This window comes from Arminella tubonensis (genome assembly GCF_003240585.1).
In the GTDB taxonomy this organism is placed as follows: domain Bacteria; phylum Pseudomonadota; class Alphaproteobacteria; order Rhizobiales; family Rhizobiaceae; genus Rhizobium; species Rhizobium tubonense.
In genome coordinates this window covers 1-16,930 of record NZ_PCDP01000024.1, presented here as the reverse complement: position 1 = coordinate 16,930, position 16,930 = coordinate 1, and the positions used below count along the sequence as shown (strand labels likewise).

The 16,930-nt window shown below is 57.2% G+C and carries 12 protein-coding genes and 7 pseudogenes; 15 read left to right on the top strand and 4 right to left on the bottom strand.

Annotated features, from left to right (window positions below):
• The 6 genes and pseudogenes from CPY51_RS07660 to CPY51_RS07630 all read left to right on the top strand — a co-directional run.
• A pseudogene (locus CPY51_RS07660) lies at positions 1-262 on the top strand (IS5/IS1182 family transposase); the annotation flags it as partial.
• Positions 263-316: 54 nt separating this feature from the next.
• Positions 317-930: pseudogene (locus tag CPY51_RS07655) on the top strand (IS6 family transposase); the annotation flags it as partial.
• Between the two features lie 563 nt (positions 931-1,493).
• Positions 1,494-1,769, top strand: a complete 276-nt coding sequence (locus CPY51_RS07650) for a hypothetical protein (protein WP_111159685.1) — start codon at positions 1,494-1,496, stop codon at positions 1,767-1,769.
• A 287-nt stretch (positions 1,770-2,056) separates the two neighbouring features.
• Positions 2,057-2,374 (top strand): annotated as a pseudogene (locus tag CPY51_RS07645) (hypothetical protein); the annotation flags it as partial.
• 343 nt (positions 2,375-2,717) lie between these two features.
• Positions 2,718-3,377: a DUF6766 family protein gene (locus CPY51_RS07640; protein ID WP_111159684.1), complete on the top strand. Its 660-nt coding sequence runs from the start codon at positions 2,718-2,720 to the stop codon at positions 3,375-3,377.
• Positions 3,378-4,196: 819 nt separating this feature from the next.
• Positions 4,197-5,702, top strand: coding sequence for a sensor histidine kinase (locus CPY51_RS07630; RefSeq protein WP_111159683.1), 1,506 nt, complete (start codon positions 4,197-4,199; stop codon positions 5,700-5,702).
• A 387-nt stretch (positions 5,703-6,089) separates the two neighbouring features.
• Here CPY51_RS07630 and CPY51_RS07625 read toward each other — a convergent pair.
• A pseudogene (locus tag CPY51_RS07625) lies at positions 6,090-6,287 on the bottom strand (IS5/IS1182 family transposase); the annotation flags it as partial.
• Positions 6,288-6,489: 202 nt separating this feature from the next.
• Between CPY51_RS07625 and CPY51_RS07620 the strand changes: the two are divergent.
• The 5 genes from CPY51_RS07620 to CPY51_RS07600 all read left to right on the top strand — a co-directional run bounded on the left by CPY51_RS07620 (position 6,490) and on the right by CPY51_RS07600 (position 11,303).
• A complete protein-coding gene (locus CPY51_RS07620) occupies positions 6,490-6,921 on the top strand; it encodes a recombinase family protein (RefSeq protein WP_195909464.1) in 432 nt (143 codons plus the stop codon).
• Positions 6,899-7,222, top strand: coding sequence for a hypothetical protein (locus CPY51_RS07615; RefSeq protein WP_111159681.1), 324 nt, complete (start codon positions 6,899-6,901; stop codon positions 7,220-7,222). The genes CPY51_RS07620 and CPY51_RS07615 overlap by 23 nt, the downstream gene beginning before the upstream one ends.
• A gap of 529 nt (positions 7,223-7,751) precedes the next feature.
• The gene (locus tag CPY51_RS07610; RefSeq protein ID WP_195909463.1) at positions 7,752-8,636 is read left to right on the top strand and encodes a vWA domain-containing protein; all 885 of its coding nucleotides are present in this window, start codon (positions 7,752-7,754) and stop codon (positions 8,634-8,636) included.
• 13 nt (positions 8,637-8,649) lie between these two features.
• Entirely contained in the window at positions 8,650-9,957 is a 1,308-nt protein-coding gene (locus CPY51_RS07605) for a protein kinase domain-containing protein (protein WP_111159679.1), read from the top strand.
• Positions 9,958-10,169: 212 nt separating this feature from the next.
• Positions 10,170-11,303 carry a metallophosphoesterase gene (locus CPY51_RS07600; protein WP_195909462.1) on the top strand — a complete coding sequence of 378 codons (1,134 nt, stop codon included), beginning with the start codon at positions 10,170-10,172 and terminating at the stop codon, positions 11,301-11,303.
• Between the two features lie 898 nt (positions 11,304-12,201).
• Here the strand turns inward: CPY51_RS07600 and CPY51_RS07590 are convergent.
• Positions 12,202-12,423, bottom strand: a pseudogene (locus CPY51_RS07590) (transposase); the annotation flags it as partial.
• Between the two features lie 40 nt (positions 12,424-12,463).
• Complete coding sequence (locus CPY51_RS07585; RefSeq protein WP_111159677.1) at positions 12,464-12,646, bottom strand: hypothetical protein; 183 nt, start codon at positions 12,644-12,646, stop codon at positions 12,464-12,466.
• A 531-nt stretch (positions 12,647-13,177) separates the two neighbouring features.
• Between CPY51_RS07585 and CPY51_RS07580 the strand changes: the two genes are divergently transcribed.
• The 4 genes and pseudogenes from CPY51_RS07580 to CPY51_RS07565 all read left to right on the top strand — a co-directional run.
• Positions 13,178-13,885 carry a DUF6088 family protein gene (locus CPY51_RS07580; RefSeq protein WP_111159676.1) on the top strand — a complete coding sequence of 236 codons (708 nt, stop codon included), beginning with the start codon at positions 13,178-13,180 and terminating at the stop codon, positions 13,883-13,885.
• Positions 13,866-14,957: a nucleotidyl transferase AbiEii/AbiGii toxin family protein gene (locus tag CPY51_RS07575; RefSeq protein WP_111159675.1), complete on the top strand. Its 1,092-nt coding sequence runs from the start codon at positions 13,866-13,868 to the stop codon at positions 14,955-14,957. Before CPY51_RS07580 ends, CPY51_RS07575 begins: the two co-directional genes overlap by 20 nt.
• Positions 14,958-15,373: 416 nt before the next feature.
• Entirely contained in the window at positions 15,374-16,078 is a 705-nt protein-coding gene (locus tag CPY51_RS07570; protein WP_111159674.1) for an IS6 family transposase, read from the top strand.
• Between the two features lie 50 nt (positions 16,079-16,128).
• Positions 16,129-16,512, top strand: a pseudogene (locus tag CPY51_RS07565) (dimethylsulfonioproprionate lyase family protein); the annotation flags it as partial.
• A gap of 122 nt (positions 16,513-16,634) precedes the next feature.
• Here the strand turns inward: CPY51_RS07565 and CPY51_RS32770 are convergent.
• Positions 16,635-16,930: pseudogene (locus CPY51_RS32770) on the bottom strand (IS5 family transposase); the annotation flags it as partial.

Sequence of the window (16,930 nt, the reverse complement as noted above, 5' to 3'; positions counted from 1 at the left end):
TCAACCTCCAAGCCAAAGGGATCTGCATATCGCCGCGATCAGCAGAGACGGCCGGATGAATTGGCAAGCTTCCACCGGATACGGTAAGCGCGCGCGGGTCGAGACCGCCATCGGACGCTACAAATCGATCATCGGACCGCGTCTGCGGGCTCGGTCGTTTCTCGCTCAGCAGACGGAGGTAGCCATCGGCTGCGCCGTCCTCAACCGCATGCTTGCCTGTGCGCGCCCGAAATCCCTTCGCCGTAAGGCAAAGGCAGCTTAGATCACGCCATCAAAGACCGAGTTCCGCAATCCTTCAGATCCGTGCACCAACGCCGTTTCCTATGAGACGATCCGATCCTGGACGAGAAGGTTCGGCCCGGACTATGCCGGCCGTTTCCCGCGGAAATCGCCGAGCAAGCGATGTGAGGCACCTGGATGAAGTGGTCGTGTCGATTTGTGGCAAGAAGCAATGGCTGTGGCGCGCTGTCGATCAGGACGGCTACGTTCTTGATGAAATCTTGCAGACGCGCCGAAACACCAAGGCCGCCAAGCGTCTCTTGGTCCGGTTGATGAAGAAGCAGGGATGCTTGCCGAAGCGTATCGTCACCGATAAACTTCGCTCCTATGGAGCAGCACGACGCCAAGTTACGCCCTGATGTCGAACATCGATCGCACAGAGGCCTGAACAATCGCGCCGAGAACTCGCACCTGCCTTTGCGAAAACGAAAGCGGGTCATGCAGGGGTTTCGCTCGCCAGGCGGATTGCAACACTTCGTATCGATCTTTTCGGCGGTCCGAAATCTCTTCGTGCCGCCCCGCTCGAAACACTCAGCTGTCGCCCTCCAACTGCACCGCCTCAGGGCCATCGCCCATTGGAAGGCCGCGGCCGGCGTGGACCGGCTGATCCGAGCGCTCCGTCCCAAGATGCACCCGGTGGATTTAACCTGACATCACCGGTCGGCCGTCTCATCGTTCATGGGAAATATGGCAATTATCGTCTCTGAGAAATGGCGGCCGTCCGGGCGCATCTGAAGCGGTTCTCCTTAGCCGAAGGACGTCCCGCCGTTGACCTGGCATGACCTACTTTTCGGAGCGCGGCCGGGTAGCCTCGGTTTGCAAACCGAAGCCGCGCCGGACGAGGCCGCGTGTCTCACCGGGCGGCTCGTGATTGTTTTCCTACCTAATGCCGCAAAAAGCATCTAGACCTGCGTATAGGTCATCCCCTCCTCATTGGTATCCGATCCCCTCCTCCCGGCCAATAGTCAGGCCTCGGAGCGTACGGTTATGGTCAGGGTACATCCTCCCCGGGGGCCGTTACCCAATCGCCCCCCATGGATCACATATCGTGCGACACGAAAAACGCCGAGGATTGTGGCAATGATACAGAGCGTGGAAATCGATCTGGTCCCGTTGAAGCTGTTCTCTCGGCGCATATCGGAAGGCTAGACCAATGGCACCAGGCTATCCACTCCAGGTTCCCCCAGACGGTCAAAACTAATCGGATGTTAGCAATGCGATTTACTGTCATCGAAGGTGGCAAGAGCAAAGACTATAATTTCACGGCACGAGACGGAAAGCCAACGCCTGAGGCGGTTCGCCGGGAGGCCTCCCGGCGGCGCGATATCCTTGGCCTAAACAGGCATCGCGTCAGGGAGATGGCACTTGGTGTCCCGGTGCCAGCTGAACTTCGCTATCTTGAAATTCAAATCGAATTCGTCGCCGAGTGCCTGCTGAATCAGGAGGATATTCCAGAAGATTATCGATCCGATAAATACTGGCCTGCGTAACGCTCGATCTTTCATCTGCCGTATGCATCGTCTATGTGTCGGCGTAGGGATTGGTGAGCAGGCGCGGCATATCCCCGACGATCGGCATTGGTGCAGGGATCACAATTCAATAGTGGGCATTAAGCCGCCCAGATCGAAATCCTCACGATCGATCTGCGATGCCAAATAAACATAACTTCGCCATCCGCCGCCACATCGCCAAGATGAAGTTTAATGTGGCGAACTGGCTGGAACACGAAGCAGGTCTTCGCCGTTGTGGCAGCCTGACCCTTTGGACGACTCCGGAGGTCGTCATTCCGCCGCGCTCGAACGCAGTTAAACGACCCATCGTCCAAGCATCCTGCCAGAGAGACGACCACGTTGCATCCATGCAAACAGATTGTCGGCTGAAATGGCAGGCATTCTAACGGCTACGTCAAGCGAGCGCTAATCGAAACGGCGATGGCCAGATGCAAGGGCATCTTCGGGCCGCGTTTGCGCTCGTTCATTCCGTGCTCGGCAGACAGCGGCCACCGATTGCCGTCGCCATTCTGAACCGAATGCTCGCCTGGGGTCTTCGCCGCATTTCTGGTTCAATGCCTAAACGGAGACATTGCGATGGTTAAAGCGGTGTCGTTTGGCAGTTAACCTAACAATGCGCCGATACCTGCATCTCGTGCCAGTCAATTTGAGGATTTTTCAGGCGCTTTCCGACGGTTGTCTGATGTCCGTATCGGTGTAACCTACTGTTATATTTTCTGTTTCGCAAAAATAGTTTGCTTAGGATGACGGTTCTGTTCACCGGGGCAATTCTCAGGGTTCTCATCAGAGCATCGCAGACGAGTTGGTTCCCTCCCGACGACGTGCCGCCATAAATTGCGGCCTTCCCCTTGTCCAACCTCATCCCAACAATATGTAACTTCGAAATCGAACTCTGAAAAAAACCGCATTCAGAAGGCCGAGAACACGATGAAGTTTCTACACGACAATGGTCTGACAATCGTGCTGGCCGCACTCTCACTATTGACTATGGGCGGCATGCTGGTAACCGGATGGTCTGTCTACGACCATAGACTGGCGGAGCATGGCGCGCCGCAGGTCGACTTAGCGGCATACGTGAAGTCGGGCCATTTCCTTTCTTCGCTCTTCGAAAACTGGGAATCAGAATTCCTGCAGATGTCGGCCTATGTGATGCTAACTGCATTCCTGTTTCAACGCGGATCTGCCGAATCCAAGGATCCGGACGAGCCGTCGGATCAGGACGAAAATTCCGCGACCAAGGCCTCCGATCCGCAAGCTCGATGGCCTGTCCGCGTCGATGGGTGGGTACAGACGGCGTACTCGTACTCGCTGGGAACCGCGCTTGGATTGATCTTCATCTTCACCTTCATCCTCCATCTTATATATAGCGCGGAAGCCGAAAATGCCGAGGCGATGATGCATGGTCAGCCTGTGGTTTCGGTCATTGACCATCTGGCAAGCGCCCAGTTCTGGTTCGAGTCCTTCCAGAATTGGCAGAGCGAGTTTCTGTCGACAGGCGTCCTCATCGTGCTGTCCATCTTCCTGCGTTTCAAAGGATCGCCCGAGTCGAAACCTGTCGCCGCGCCCCATAGCGAAACGGGCGGCTGATGCATCATTGGTGCGCGTGGGACCAACCGAGCCGTCGATAGTTTTCGCGACGAATTCACCGTGGAAAACTTGTATGCGACCAAAGTGGCTTTGATTACGGGAGCAGGCTTTCGCGCAACTGGTCGAGCGCGTGAGAAGGGGCTCGCGCATAGCCTTGGCATAGCCACAATGGAAACGATCGGAATTACTGAGGTAACGCTTGCCGATCCCGTGTTCTGGCCGTCGCCAGACATCACCGACACAATGGCGCACGCATCGACGAACACTATTCGTCCTCGCCGCTTAAATCGGTCTGCCGGGAAGAGAGGCCGCGCTTGTGTAAGATACGGCGTGCGGTTTTGCTCGGCGCCTCCCCCGGCGGCGCGCGTGGATCGTCCCTCTCAGGGCGACAATCACCTCGTCGGTGATGCTTGCACCATCGATTTCGGCAAGCTTGCGCGCGAGATTCGGCCTCCGTGTTTTGGATAGGGATGGCCAGGTGTGTAGCTCCAATTGTGTTGCCGATAATAGTTTTGCGTAGCAATGAACCATGTCGGTCGATTGGCTAACCATGGCAGCCGAGGATCGGCCGTGCATCAGATGCTTCGGTGGGCGTGTCACCTATGTCGGCAACCCCGTGGTTTGATCCGTTTCAAGATTAACAGCTCGGCTCCTTTCGGCCGAAGCGGCCGGAACCGTCGATATCCGCGAAGGCCGAGCTACAGTAGGGTGACTAGCGGTGCGAGTTCAGCGGCTTGTACTCTGGAACCGGGTGCGTCATCCTGCTAAACATGCAAAATAAAAGGTCCCGACGCCATTGCCGACACTGGGACCATCGGTATGTCTCCTGGGAGGTGTGACATGCAGACTGGGCAAAGCCACGCGCAGGACCATGCGACTTTTGCGACAATCGCCAAGTCTCGTGTTCTTCCGGTCATCACCGCTGTCATCGCGGCCGGAGTTTTCATTCTCGACTCGATCACCATCCGAGAAACCGCCGTCTCCATACTGTACGTGGGTGTGGCGCTGCTGGCAGCCCGGTTTCTTCCGAAGCGCGGTGTTGTTCTCGTGGCCCTCGGATGCATGGTGCTGGCAGTGCTGAGCCATTTTATCGCCGTGCAAGGTCCGTTACCAGACGTTGCGGTATCGAATCGGCTCCTAAGCCTTGCCGCGATCGGCATTGCGGCCTTCCTAGCCGTGCAAAGCCAATCACGAGAAATGGTGCTCAGGGAGCAGGCCATTCTTCTCGACCTCAGTCACGACACGATCTTCGTGCGCGGCATGAATGACGTCATCACCTACTGGAACAGCGGTGCCGCGGAGCTCTACGGATGGAAGAAAGAGGACGCTGTCGGCAAGATAACTCACCACCTCCTGCAGACGATCTTTCCGATCCCGCTCGAAGTAATCATGGCAGAGTTGCTCCGCACTGGCCGCTGGGAAGGGGAACTCGTCCACACGAAGAAAGACGGCACGCAGGCAATTGTGGCCAGTCGGTGGTCTGTGCAACGGGGTGAGGTGGGCGATCCTGTCGCAATCCTGGAGACCAACAACGACATTACCGAGCGCAAGCGAGCGGAAGAGGCCTTACGCGAGACGCTGATGCAGCTGGCGCATGTGAATCGCGTGACGACCATGGGGCAGATGGCGGCATCGATAGCGCATGAGGTCAACCAGCCCATCGCCGCGAGCCTGACCAATGCCCAGGCCGCCTTGCGCTGGCTGGCGGCTCAACCGCCTGATCTGGAGGAGGTCCGGCAAGCCCTCGGCCGCATCATCGACAACGCAGGGCTGGCCGGTAACGTCATCGGCCGCATCCGTGCCCTCATCAAGAGGGTGCCCTCACACAAGGAGCGGTTCGACCTCCATGAAGCCATCCTCGACGTCATCGCCATAACCCGCACCGAAGCTCTGAAACATGGCATCTCGCAGCAGACAAAGCTCGCGACGGGCCAATCATGCGTGGAAGGCGATCGCGTCCAGCTCCAGCAGGTGATCCTTAACCTGATCCTCAATGCGGTCGAAGCCATAAGCAGCAACGACGAGGGGACCCGAGAGCTATGGATCAGCACCGAGACGGATGCGACTGGAGGCGTGCTCGTCAGCGTGCGCGATTCAGGCCCCGGGCTGGACCCGAAGAATGTGGACCGCCTGTTCGAGGCGTTCTACACGACCAAGCCCAGCGGCCTGGGCATGGGCCTGGCGATCTGCCGGTCGATCATCGAGGCGCATGGCGGACGGTTGTGGGGTTCTCCTACCAAACCGCGAGGTGCCGTCTTCCAGTTCACCCTACTTCCAGGACGGGACGAGACCGTTCACGCCGAGCGCGCCGATTTACGCTTGTGAGGGAGCAGGTACAGCGAGCGAAAACGAAACCGTTCTCGGCGCCGCGGACATCCTGATGTGAACGCCTTCGCGCCGAGAGCCAGAGGGTTCTGTCGCAAATTTTTTTAGCGTGGAATTTAATTTTCAATAGCGACGAACAGGTCGTCGAAATGAAGTGGCTTAACCGGTTTGGAATATAAAAATTTCGATTTTGGCCACAGAGGACGCCCTGCGGGGAACACTTGGAATGATTTTTCGTGCCGCAAGAAAGTTTGCGACAGAACCGACTTGGCCAGACATCGCCGCCTGCAGCTGCCTGATCGCAACAAATATCGCACTTCCTTTGCGTCGGCAGGTATAGTGCCAGCTGAGCGCATACGTGCCAAAAGTAATTTTACCTCAAGCTTGGCTTAAAATAGAGAAGCGAGGCTGGCCACCACGGGTCTTGCGTCTTGGAGCTGACCACATCGCAAGCGCCTCCGGTGTCAGCCACAAGGTCAAGCCTCCACGTCGCCGAAGCCCCGCCTCATATTCCGACCAGTTCGTCACCTTGAACTTCATCTTGCCGATGTGATGACGGCGGGCAGCATTGTGTTTGAAAGGCATGACTGCGACAGACCGGCTATTGAGATCCCCGCTCGAATAAATCACGACAACTGAATGATCCGTGCACCAAAGCCATTCGCTTCCGAAACCGTGAGGGCATGAAGACATCGACGCGCAAGGCCTCGACCTGCCTAGCCTACGGGCTACACACTTTCGCAGCAGCGCGATGCCAGCGGCGACCGTGTTAGGGGACTGCGCGACATTGATCCCGCCAAGGCGGAGATCGTCCGTCACATCTTCAGGCCATAAAAGCCGGGGAACCGGGGTTCTCAACAATGAGAGCTATATCGGGCGGATCGTCTGGAACCGCCGCCAATACCGCAAGAACCCGGATACGGAGCGGCGGACTGCCCGCCAAAATAATGCCACCGAATGGGTTTCATCCGAAGTCCCGGCCATGCGCATCGTCAGCGACGAACTCTGGGCCCGCGTTCGCACAGGTGATACCGAGATCGGCGTACTCTACGGAGACGCCACGACCAACCGTCTCAACGCCACGCAGCGCCCGGAACATAGCCGCATGCTGGAATGCGCCGAATGCGGCGGCCCCTACGCGATCTTCGGCAAGGACCGCTATAGCTGCACCAACCGGAAGAAGCGTCTGCCGATCGATGAACTGGGGGGCGGCTGCTAAACTCGACGAGCTGGAAGCCACCCGAGAGAGGCTGGTATTGGAATTGGAGGCCGTTGCAGCGCCGTCGGAAGATTTTCAGGAGAAGATTGCGAAGGTGAGGCAGCAGTTCAATCCGGCCAATATCGAAGTCAGCATCCGCAAGCTGATCTTCCTCGCCCGCAACAATGCCGACGAACAGGCCAAGCAGCGCCTGATGCCCATCGTCCGCGATCTTATCCAGACCGTGGTGATCGGCAAGACACGCGGTCACCAGCCGGCATCCCTGCAGGTCCATGGTTCGATCGCCAATATCATGGCATAGATGGAGGCGCTCGATGTGCTGGAAAAGTAATTTCTGGCCGCCGCTCAGAACGACCTGATGGCAAGGATCGGGCCAGGCGCCAGGTGCTCGCTCCTATGGCCGCGATGTCCATGCCTTTAGGCGTGGCGTTCATTTCCGGGCAACGCAAAAACCCCGCTTTATGGGCGGGGGTTGCATGATTTTTCTGCTGATCTTGGTGGACTTTGGTTGCGGGGGCTCGCAACCAACGATTCCTGCGATTGGTTAAGCGAGAAATACCAAAGTTGGCTGCGATGCAATGTCGCCCACACGAAGTTTGTTCCACCAGCGCGAGATCGGCGACCAGAAAGTCTGGCGTTAATAAGTTGACTTTTTGCGGGAGTAGCTTTGAGGGCGTCGCCGGTGATACCGACCACGTCCACTCTTAAGCCTTACATCTGCAACCGCGTCTGATGGCACCCGTCGTCCATCGGGAACATAACTCCGACGACGGTGTTATCAGTTGCCGGGCGGGTTGATCTGCTATCGTGCAGTAATGTGGGGAAATGATATGAGCGAAATAGACGAAACAGGCAAAGCAAGCCCCTCGGTTGCCGGAGGTATCCCCCCGGTCGAGGCTTCCACTTCTGCCCCCCCTGCCCCAGAGCAACCGTCGGAGCCTGGTCAGCCCGAAGGTGGAGCAGAACAAGCTGCACCGGTAAATGTCCAGGATCGCCCCAAAACCAAGGGGGTGGCCGACATCGTATTTCTAATCGACGTCACCGGAAGCATGGCTCCCTGCATCGATGCGCTCCGCCGCAACATCGAAGCTTTTATCGACTCGTTGAGCCATGGCGACGCGAACAATTCCGCACCAGTCAAAGATTGGCGAGCGAAGGTCGTCGGCTATCGCGACATCGAGGCCGCCGGCGCTGAAGGTCTGTCTTGGATTGTAGACAACGATTTTGTGCGTGATGCCGGCGCTCTCAAGGCGCAGCTCGGAAACCTGCAGGCCAATGGCGGCGGCGACGAACCAGAATCGCTTCTTGACGCCTTGTACCAGGTGGCCGCCATGGAGGCCGTTCCGAAAGGTTCACAGACAGAAGATTCGGCCAAATGGCGTTACAGGAGCGATGCCGCCCGTGTCGTTATCGTCTTCACAGATGCGTCTTTCAAGGAAACCATGAGCATCCCGGAAGCCAAGGGCGGCTCGCTGCAGGACGTGGCAAATGTGGTCATGGCCAACCGCATCATTCTCAGCCTCTTCGCCCCGAACTTCGAGAGTTATGATCGGTTGAGCCAGATCGATAAGTCGGAATGGGAAGTTGTCGAATACGAAGGCCTGAATGCTCAGCAGGCACTTCAGAAATTTACCTCGGATCCCGTCAACTTTCGCAATACGCTGAAGCAACTGGCTGCAAGCGTTTCACGGTCCGCTGCGACCGTGGCACTTTAGTCGGCTTGCAGCAATGGCAAAGAAGCTGAAGGTCGGCGATCGGATCCGCGAATACCAGGTCACAAAAGTCTTCGGGCCTGGAATGATGGCGATATCCTACGATGCTGTGACGCCGTCCGGTGAAAAGATTTTTTTGAAACAGTATAAATCTCCCGCGCCGACGGTCGTCTGGTACGAGGCGTTCGTCGCTTACCAGAACGAGCTTGGAACACGGGTCCGAAACGGTCGAGCTGCTCAGTTTGCTGTGCGCCAGGTGGATGCATTCGAGGAGATTTGGGGCGGACCATGCTACTTCCAGGCGTACGAGTTCGTGGAAAATGGCGCCGACCTGCAGCAAATGCTTGACCAGGAGCGGGAGCAGCATCGCGTCACTAAGGTAGCTGCTACCCGCGACCCGATCGTCTGGGCTCGTCACGTAACTTGGGCGAAGGTCTTTATGACCGGCATAGCGGCCCTGCACGAGTCCAAGATCGTCCATGCCGACCTGAAGCCGGCGAATGCATATCTGATCAATGATCCATCAATCAGTTCAGGCTATCAGATCAAACTGATCGACATGGATTTTTCGCTGTTGGCCGACCGTCGTGCGCCGTGGCATGGGCACCAGGGATATGTCGGGACAGATAACTATCGCTCTCCCGAACATATGCTGCGGGGCGCTATTCCAAGCCTCGCGTCAGATGTCTTCACCTGTGCCTTGATGCTATACGAGCTTCTGGCAGGCTATCATCCTTACTGGACTGACGACCCGGCGCAGTATGCCAAGCTTGTCCAGGACTATGCCGCCAAACCTCCGGCACTTTCCGGTTTGATGCCGTCACCCGCAAGCAATGCTGAAGTCAGCAGCTTACTGCATCGATGCCTTTCCCCAGACCCCTCAGGAAGGCCTACCGCCGCAGAATTGCGCGCGGTTCTCAGCGGGCGGGGCGAAGGATTAGCGATCTCCAAAGTCGGATCTGATCGAGGAGCGACAAATAAAGCCGGCGTTCCGCGCACTCAGGTGCTCTCTTCTGAACGAATTCAGCTTGTCGGATCGGACGGACAATCATTGCAGCTCGGGGTCAATACAGACCTTGGCCAACACCTCTTGCGGCAATTCGGTTCAGACCGGGAGTTTTGGGACGACCGTCAATGTGTCCTAGAGCGAACGGCCGGAGGACAATGGACGATATCGCCGATGGCAGGGACCACCAACGAGACTTTGGTGAATGGTTCAACCCTAATGGCCGCTCGTCCGCTTAACGAAGGCGATCAGATCGCCGTCGGACGACAGGCTAAAGGCATTGTCAAAATGCCGCTTACCGTGCGAGCCCTTAAATGAGTCTTCCCGGCGAACCCCTGGATCATGAGGCCTCGCCGATCTCGCATGAGCCAGAAAGGCCGACAGCGCGTTCGGCGATCGCCGATAGGCCCGATATGGCATCAGGGTCCGAGCTGCCACCAAGCTCTCCACATGACAATATCGTACTTGATACATCGGACGCCGCTGTGCCGTCAGTGAACGGAGAGGTGCCGCCCGACGAGGCGACATCAATGTCTGACCTTGTTACGCAAGAGATCTCGCCTGCGCCGCTGCAAGTCGTGGATGTTAAAGACCTAGACTGGCAAGCCGTTCGAAATCGGGCCAACCCGTCCCTGATGCGTTCGACCATAAGGCCGACAGTGGAAAGGATGGAGGCTTTACTCGATAAAGCCGATGGACCTGGTATGTTGTTCGACAATCATCGAGCCGATCACACCGACAAAGTGATAAAAATTTCAGACTTGGAAGAACTCGAGGTTCCGTTGTGGTTCATTGGCGACTTGCACGGCGATCTGCTTGCACTCGAGGCTGCGTTAGCGGCGATAGAGCTGGATCGAGCCAAATGCGCGGAACCGCGGATTGTTTTCCTTGGTGACCTCTTCGACGATGAGGGGTTTGGGCTTGAGGTCCTGCTGCGCGTCTTCGAACTGGTTGTCGACGCTCCTGACCGTATCTGCGTTCTAGCCGGCAATCACGACGAGGCTCTATCCTATGACGGCGTTCGGTTTGCTTCCCGCGTCAGTCCCTCAGACTTTGCGGAATTCCTGAACGCCAATCTAGCCCACGAGTGGATCGAACGGACGGGCAAACTTGCCGTTCGGCTGTTTGCAAACGCCCCACGCGCTCTCTTTTTTCCCGACGGCTTATTGGCGGCCCACGGAGGCTTTCCGCTTCTAGACCTGCACCCACAGCTCGCGGAGTCTGGAAATTGGAACGATCCGCCGTGCCTGTCGGATTTCGTATGGACCAGGGCTCACCCGAAGGCACGCAGGAAGCTTCCCAATCGGTTCACCCGTGGCAGTCAATTTGGTTACGGAGATTTCGCTGCGTTTTGTTCGCTGAGCGCGGATCTGGGCCGGCCGGTTTCTCGAATGGTACGCGGCCATGACCATGTCGAGGATAGATACGCGACTTTCCCTGCGTATCGGGATCATCCATTGTTGACCACCGTGGCATTGTCGCATCGCTTGAGCCGGGAAAGTTTCGGGCCGTACGAGCGCATACCGACAATTGCGCAATTTGTCGAAGGAGCCCTTCCGCGAGTGTATCGTCTGCATATTCCGACCGACGTTATCCGTGAGGTCTATCCGGAGCCACAGCCCGATAGTGCGCTTAATGAACTTAACGAAGGGCCTCAATCATGACCGGCGTTATATTGCGTTGTCCTAATTGTGGTACGTCGACCGGAGCTCTAGGGGAATGCGAAGCCTGTCACGAAGCTCAAGTCCGTTATTTCTGTACGAACCATAATCCTGGGCAATGGTTGAATTCCGCTGGATGCCCGCAATGCGGCGCGAAATTCGGAGACCCGGTGCGTCCCCTGGCGCCCCAGCCCGTCCCCGCAAAGCCACGCCCTACCAAGACAGCCCCACCCCTCGAAGCCCCACGCAGCCCTGTTCCTTTACCGGCCCCTCCGAGAGCAGGCACAGGGCCATGGGGCCGCCGAGAGAGAGCAAGATCTGTCGACTCTGAGCTTGAGACCAGCGATGAAGCCGGTTCAACCGTTGATATTCGAAGAGCTAAAATGCTGGAGCTTCTGCGTGCTCTCTCCCGGTCAGGTCGAACAGGCGGGGGACCGACTTTTCCTTTTCCTGGCCGTTCGCCCGTGAGGGCGGCCCCGGGCGGACGTCTGATGCGCTTCGTCCTTCTCTTGCTGTTCCTATTCCTCGTATTACCGCTCCTGTTTTCGGTGGTGGGTGGGTCTCTATTGCAGCTCCTTGCGGGATATTACTTCTACTAGCGCTTATATCGCTCCGTGGGCTGGCCTTACGCAATGAAGTTCCGCAAGGCTTTGGTGCACGGATCATTCAGTTGTCGTGATTTATTCGAGCGGGGATCTCAATAGCCGGTCTGTCGCAGTCGTGCCTTTCAAACACAATGCCGCCCGCCGTTATCACATCGGCAAGATGAAGTTCAAGGTGACGAACTGGTCGGAATATGAGGCGGGGCTTCGGCGACGTGGAGGCTTAGCCACTGGCCCGCGCCGTAGATCTGAAGGCCGGTGCTGTCGACAAGAATATGCACCGGCCCGCCCGGTTGGCTCCGCTGATCAGGCCGTTTGCTGAGCGATTGCCACGTCCGTGCCCGACGGCTGAGCGTGGTATGATCGGGGACAGGGAGTGCCAACCCCATCAATTGCAGTATCGATTTCAGAAAGCCTTCGGCCTGCCGCAACCGCAGGCCGAACACCATGCCCAGGGACAAGGCTGTCTCGATCGAGATCTGCGAGAAGAGCTCGCGGCGAAGCCTCCCTTGCGCGCGCATCAGCGCAAGCGGCACGCGTTCCCCCGAAGGGGTGATCGGCTCAATGAGCCGATCCGTAGGCAAATGGATCATATTCATTGATGATGGCATCCTCATCGCCGTCATACTCGGCGGAAAGCATGATGCCGATCTCGCCATCGATTTCGAAGAGGGTGACCGGGACCATCAGGGTCCGGGCTAGATCGAGTGCGTGGTTCTGTGCGAGGCTGAGATCGTTGGACATGTGAGGCTCCATCCGTTGGCGGGGCCAATCCCCGCTCGATGGCGCCCGTTTGATCCGGTCCTGTCCGCGGTCACCTCGAAGCCGCAGCGAAGAGGGCGCAGCTTGCTAGCGAACCCCTCGCGGGTTGACCGTCCAAGGGCGGGACTGGATTAGGGATGCCAGACAAGAGAGCGGGGTCGGAAACGCCAATGGTTGGAGCGGCTGCTTGTACGCAGCGGATCGCGTTGCACCAGCAGCTTTTCGAAGGGACCGCTGGTCATGGGTCTGCTCTCTGTGCAGATCTGAGCGATGAGCGCGTCAGGCATGGCAGCCCGCATGGGTGAAGACTTGAACCCAAGGCTTCAGGGCAGCCATCCGCCCGGCCTGATCGGGCGACGGCATCTGGGCCGAAAGGACTTGGCTTCGATACCCGGCGAGTGGGTCCTAGTCCGCTACTGACCAAACTTTCGATATAAATCTTGGTCAGTAAGATTGATTGGATTGCTACTGACCAATATTTATATATAATCTTCGGTCAGAAGGTTGAGAGATATGCCTGATCCGACGTCCGACACTCTTGAACGCATTCGCGATCGCATAGCGGCCGCGTCCCCCGGGGGCGTATGGTCGCGTGACGACTTCCTCGATATCGGAACACCCCACGCCGTCGAGAAGGCGCTGCAGAGGCTTACCAGCCGGGGAGATATCCGGCGCCCATATCGAGGCTTCTACGACAAGCCAGGCATCAGCCAGCTGACTGGAAAAATGGTGTTCCCGCCGCGCGCCGCATTCATCGATGCAATTGCGCGGCGTGACAAGTTGCGTGTCCTTGTCGACGGAATGACAGCCGCCAATGACCTTGGTTTGACGACAGCTGTTCCCGCCCGTTCGACGATCTATGCGGATACCTACCCCCGAACGATTGAGATCGAAGCCAATTCCGGCGATACGAAAGCAGAGAAGCCGGTAATCTACCGGCTCGATTTCAAGCGAATAGCGGCAAAAACGGCATTTTGGGCGGGGCGACCCGCCATGCGGATCGTCCAGGCCCTCACCTGGTTTCGAGATGAACGATCGAATTTCGAGACCATCGTCGATGGTGTTGTCCGTCACCTCGCGCAAAGCTCGCAAAAGCGATCGATCGTCGAGGACCTGCGCGATAACATTCGCGCGCTTCCTGCCTGGATGTATCCCGTGGTGGAGACAATAACGCGCGACATTCGTGTCGCAGAGGAAGAAAATGCGCCAGGGCTTCATTAATGTGCTTCGCAGTAGCGCCGATGAGCGCCGGGCCTTGTTCGAAACGGTGGCTTCCGACCTGCAAACGCGAGCTGAGAATATCGAAAAGGACCTATACGTTTGCTGGGTCCTCGACTTCCTATTCAACGGCCGTGCCGACGATCCGATCGGTCTGTACTTCAAGGGAGGTACCAGCCTCAGCAAAGCCTACGGCCTGATAAATCGCTTCTCCGAAGATATCGACATCGGCATTTATAAAGCCGATCTGAAAGTACCCACAGAGAGCGAAATCGCCGCCCTCTCCTCGGTGACCAAGCAGCAAAAGGCACTGGCGGAAGAGGTCGATGAAGCCGCACGCCAATATATGTCTGGACCCCTCAGGCAGAGCCTTAGCCAAGAAATCGCTGCGGTCGAGGCCACGATCGGCCAAGCTGGGCATTTCTCTCTCAATTTTGGTTACGATGCCTACCGAAAAAAAGAGGCCCGCGACGTTCTAGTGCTCGGATACAAAAGCGTATTCGACACGAGCGGGGGCTATGTTGAGGCAGCAGTCCGCATTGAAGCCGGCGCGCGCCCAGACCCGTTACCCGCAGAGGCGCGCACGATTGTTGCCTATGTTGCTAAAGAAATGGGAGAAAGCGATTTCACGGTTCCCAACGTAACGACCGTCAAGCCGGAGAGGACGTTTTGGGAAAAGGTTCTCATATTGCACGCGATGACGGAAACGACCGAGAAGCGCAGCGCTGAAGAAGACCCGGAAAGAAGGATTCCCGACCTCAATCGGTATTCACGCCACTATTACGACGTCCATCAGATTTGGACACACCAGGACTACGGTCTGGCAACGGCTTCGATGCGTGAACTCGCAGAGGCGTGCCGACAGCATAAGGAACTCATGTTCCGATCTCCGGACCACCGATACGATCGGGCCGTGCCAGGCACATATCGCCTCATACCGACGCCAGCCATGCGCAAGAAACTTGCCGCCGACTACGACAGAATGTCGGCCATGATCTTTGCAACGCCGCCCGGCTTCGAAGCGGTGATGAATAGTATTGAAGAGCTCCAGGCAGCGGTCAACTCGACCAAATAGCCTGTCCGACATTGACGCAGTAGCGGCCGGCAGAATCATCAATTATCTCATTGCCGTGGGCGATATCAATAGACGATCACCGAACGGATCGACTTGCCTCCGTGCATCAGATCGAATGCCGTGTTGATCTCATACATCCAATACATGAGGTTGCTGCTCCCCGGCGGCAGTAGCATTCTGTCGCTGTTAGCTTTGCGAGCAATGGAGAGCAGCAATGAGATATTACATCGGATTGGACGTGAGCCTCAAGACCACACACATCTGCGTTGTCGATGCTGATCGTCGTGTGGTTTGGCACGGAGTTTCGGACACGCATGTTGAGATGATATCGGCGAAGTTGGCTCGCTGGCGTGGAGAGATCGAGCGGGTGATGTCAGGTTAACGCATGGTCAGCATCGGCCTGATATCCGGAAAGCATGACCCGATCGCCCGTCAGTTACAAACGTCACCGCTTTCCACCGGTACTAATCGCCCATGCGGTTTGGCTCTATTTCCGGTTTCCGCTCAGCCTGCGTCTGGTCGAGGAAATGCTGCTGGAGCGCGGGTTCGTTGTTTCTTACGAGACGATCCGGTGTTGGGCCAAGAAGTTTGGTCCGGACTATGCTCATCGTCTGCGCAGGAAGCAGCCGCGCTCAACCGACATTTGGCACCTGGACGAAGTCGCTATCACCATCGCCGGCCGGAAACACTGGCTCTGGCGTGCCGTCGATCAGGATGGCTACGTGCTCGATGAAATCGTTCAGAACCGCCGCAATACAAAGGCTGCCAAACGCTTGCTTGTTCGTCTGCTGAAAAAGCAGGGCGTAGCGCCAAAGCGGATGATCACCGACAAGCTGCGATCCTACGCCGCCGCAAAACGCCAGATCATGCCAACCCTGGAGCACCGTTCTCACAAAGTGTTGAACAATCGAGCGGAAAACTCGCATCTACCGCTGCGAAAACGGGAGCGGGTGATGCAAACATTTCGATCTACTGGAAGCCTTCAACGGTTCCTCTCAGCTTTCTCCGCGGTCCGCAATCTCTTCGTGCCGCCTCGGTCAAAGCGCACCGCCCTTGCAATCCGCCTCCACCGCATAAGCGCATTTGCACACTGGTACTCCGTCACAGGCGTTGCCATCTGAAGTCCGGCATCCAACAAGCTTTGTATACTCACCGACTTAACCTGACATCACCGGTGGACCGGTTCAGGGATATCGAACCACTCCTGGAATGGCGTCGGCGGCCGACCTACGACAAGCTGACGGCGAGCGAAAATTTCGTCGATGGTCATGCCAATGCAATGATCCTTGGTCCGGGCGGAATCGAGGATCACCGGGATGTCTGGCTGGGCGTGACGCTACTTGCTCCGAACGTTCGGTATCCGGATCACGACCATGCTCCCGAGGAGGTTTACCTCGTTCTTTCCGATGGTGAATTCTTCCAGGAAGGGCGAGGCTGGTTTGAGCCAGGTGTCGGAGGTTCGTTCTACAATGTACCGAATATCAGGCACGCCATGCGGTCTGGCGACAAGCCTCTCTTCGCCTTCTGGGCACTACGTGAGGCGACGTCGGTTTAGGAGTGGAAGTGTTACACTCAGCCGCTGACAAACTTCTGCAATTGCATGGAAATGACCAACTGCGAGCGGGCGCTGTTGCAGGGATCAAATTTGGGGTGAGATAACCCTACCCCCGGCGCATTTCATGCAACGGGCTTGAAATGGGGACGACCGAGTTCGGTCATCCGGTTGAGAACACGGACGCCGATCTTGGCTTCAGTCTTCTGATTGTCGAAGTGTCTCGCCTTGAGTTTCGGTCCGATCACAGCTTTCCATCGACCCATCTGGGTCTCAACCCGGCTGCGCTTGTTGTAGCCGGTGGATTTCTGCCATGCCATCCGGCCTTTGGTCTCGATTTCGGCGATGTGGCGGTCGCGAACAGATGGGGCCAGCACCGATTGAGGGCTGGGAACCGCAGTCTTGGAAGGCGGGATAATGA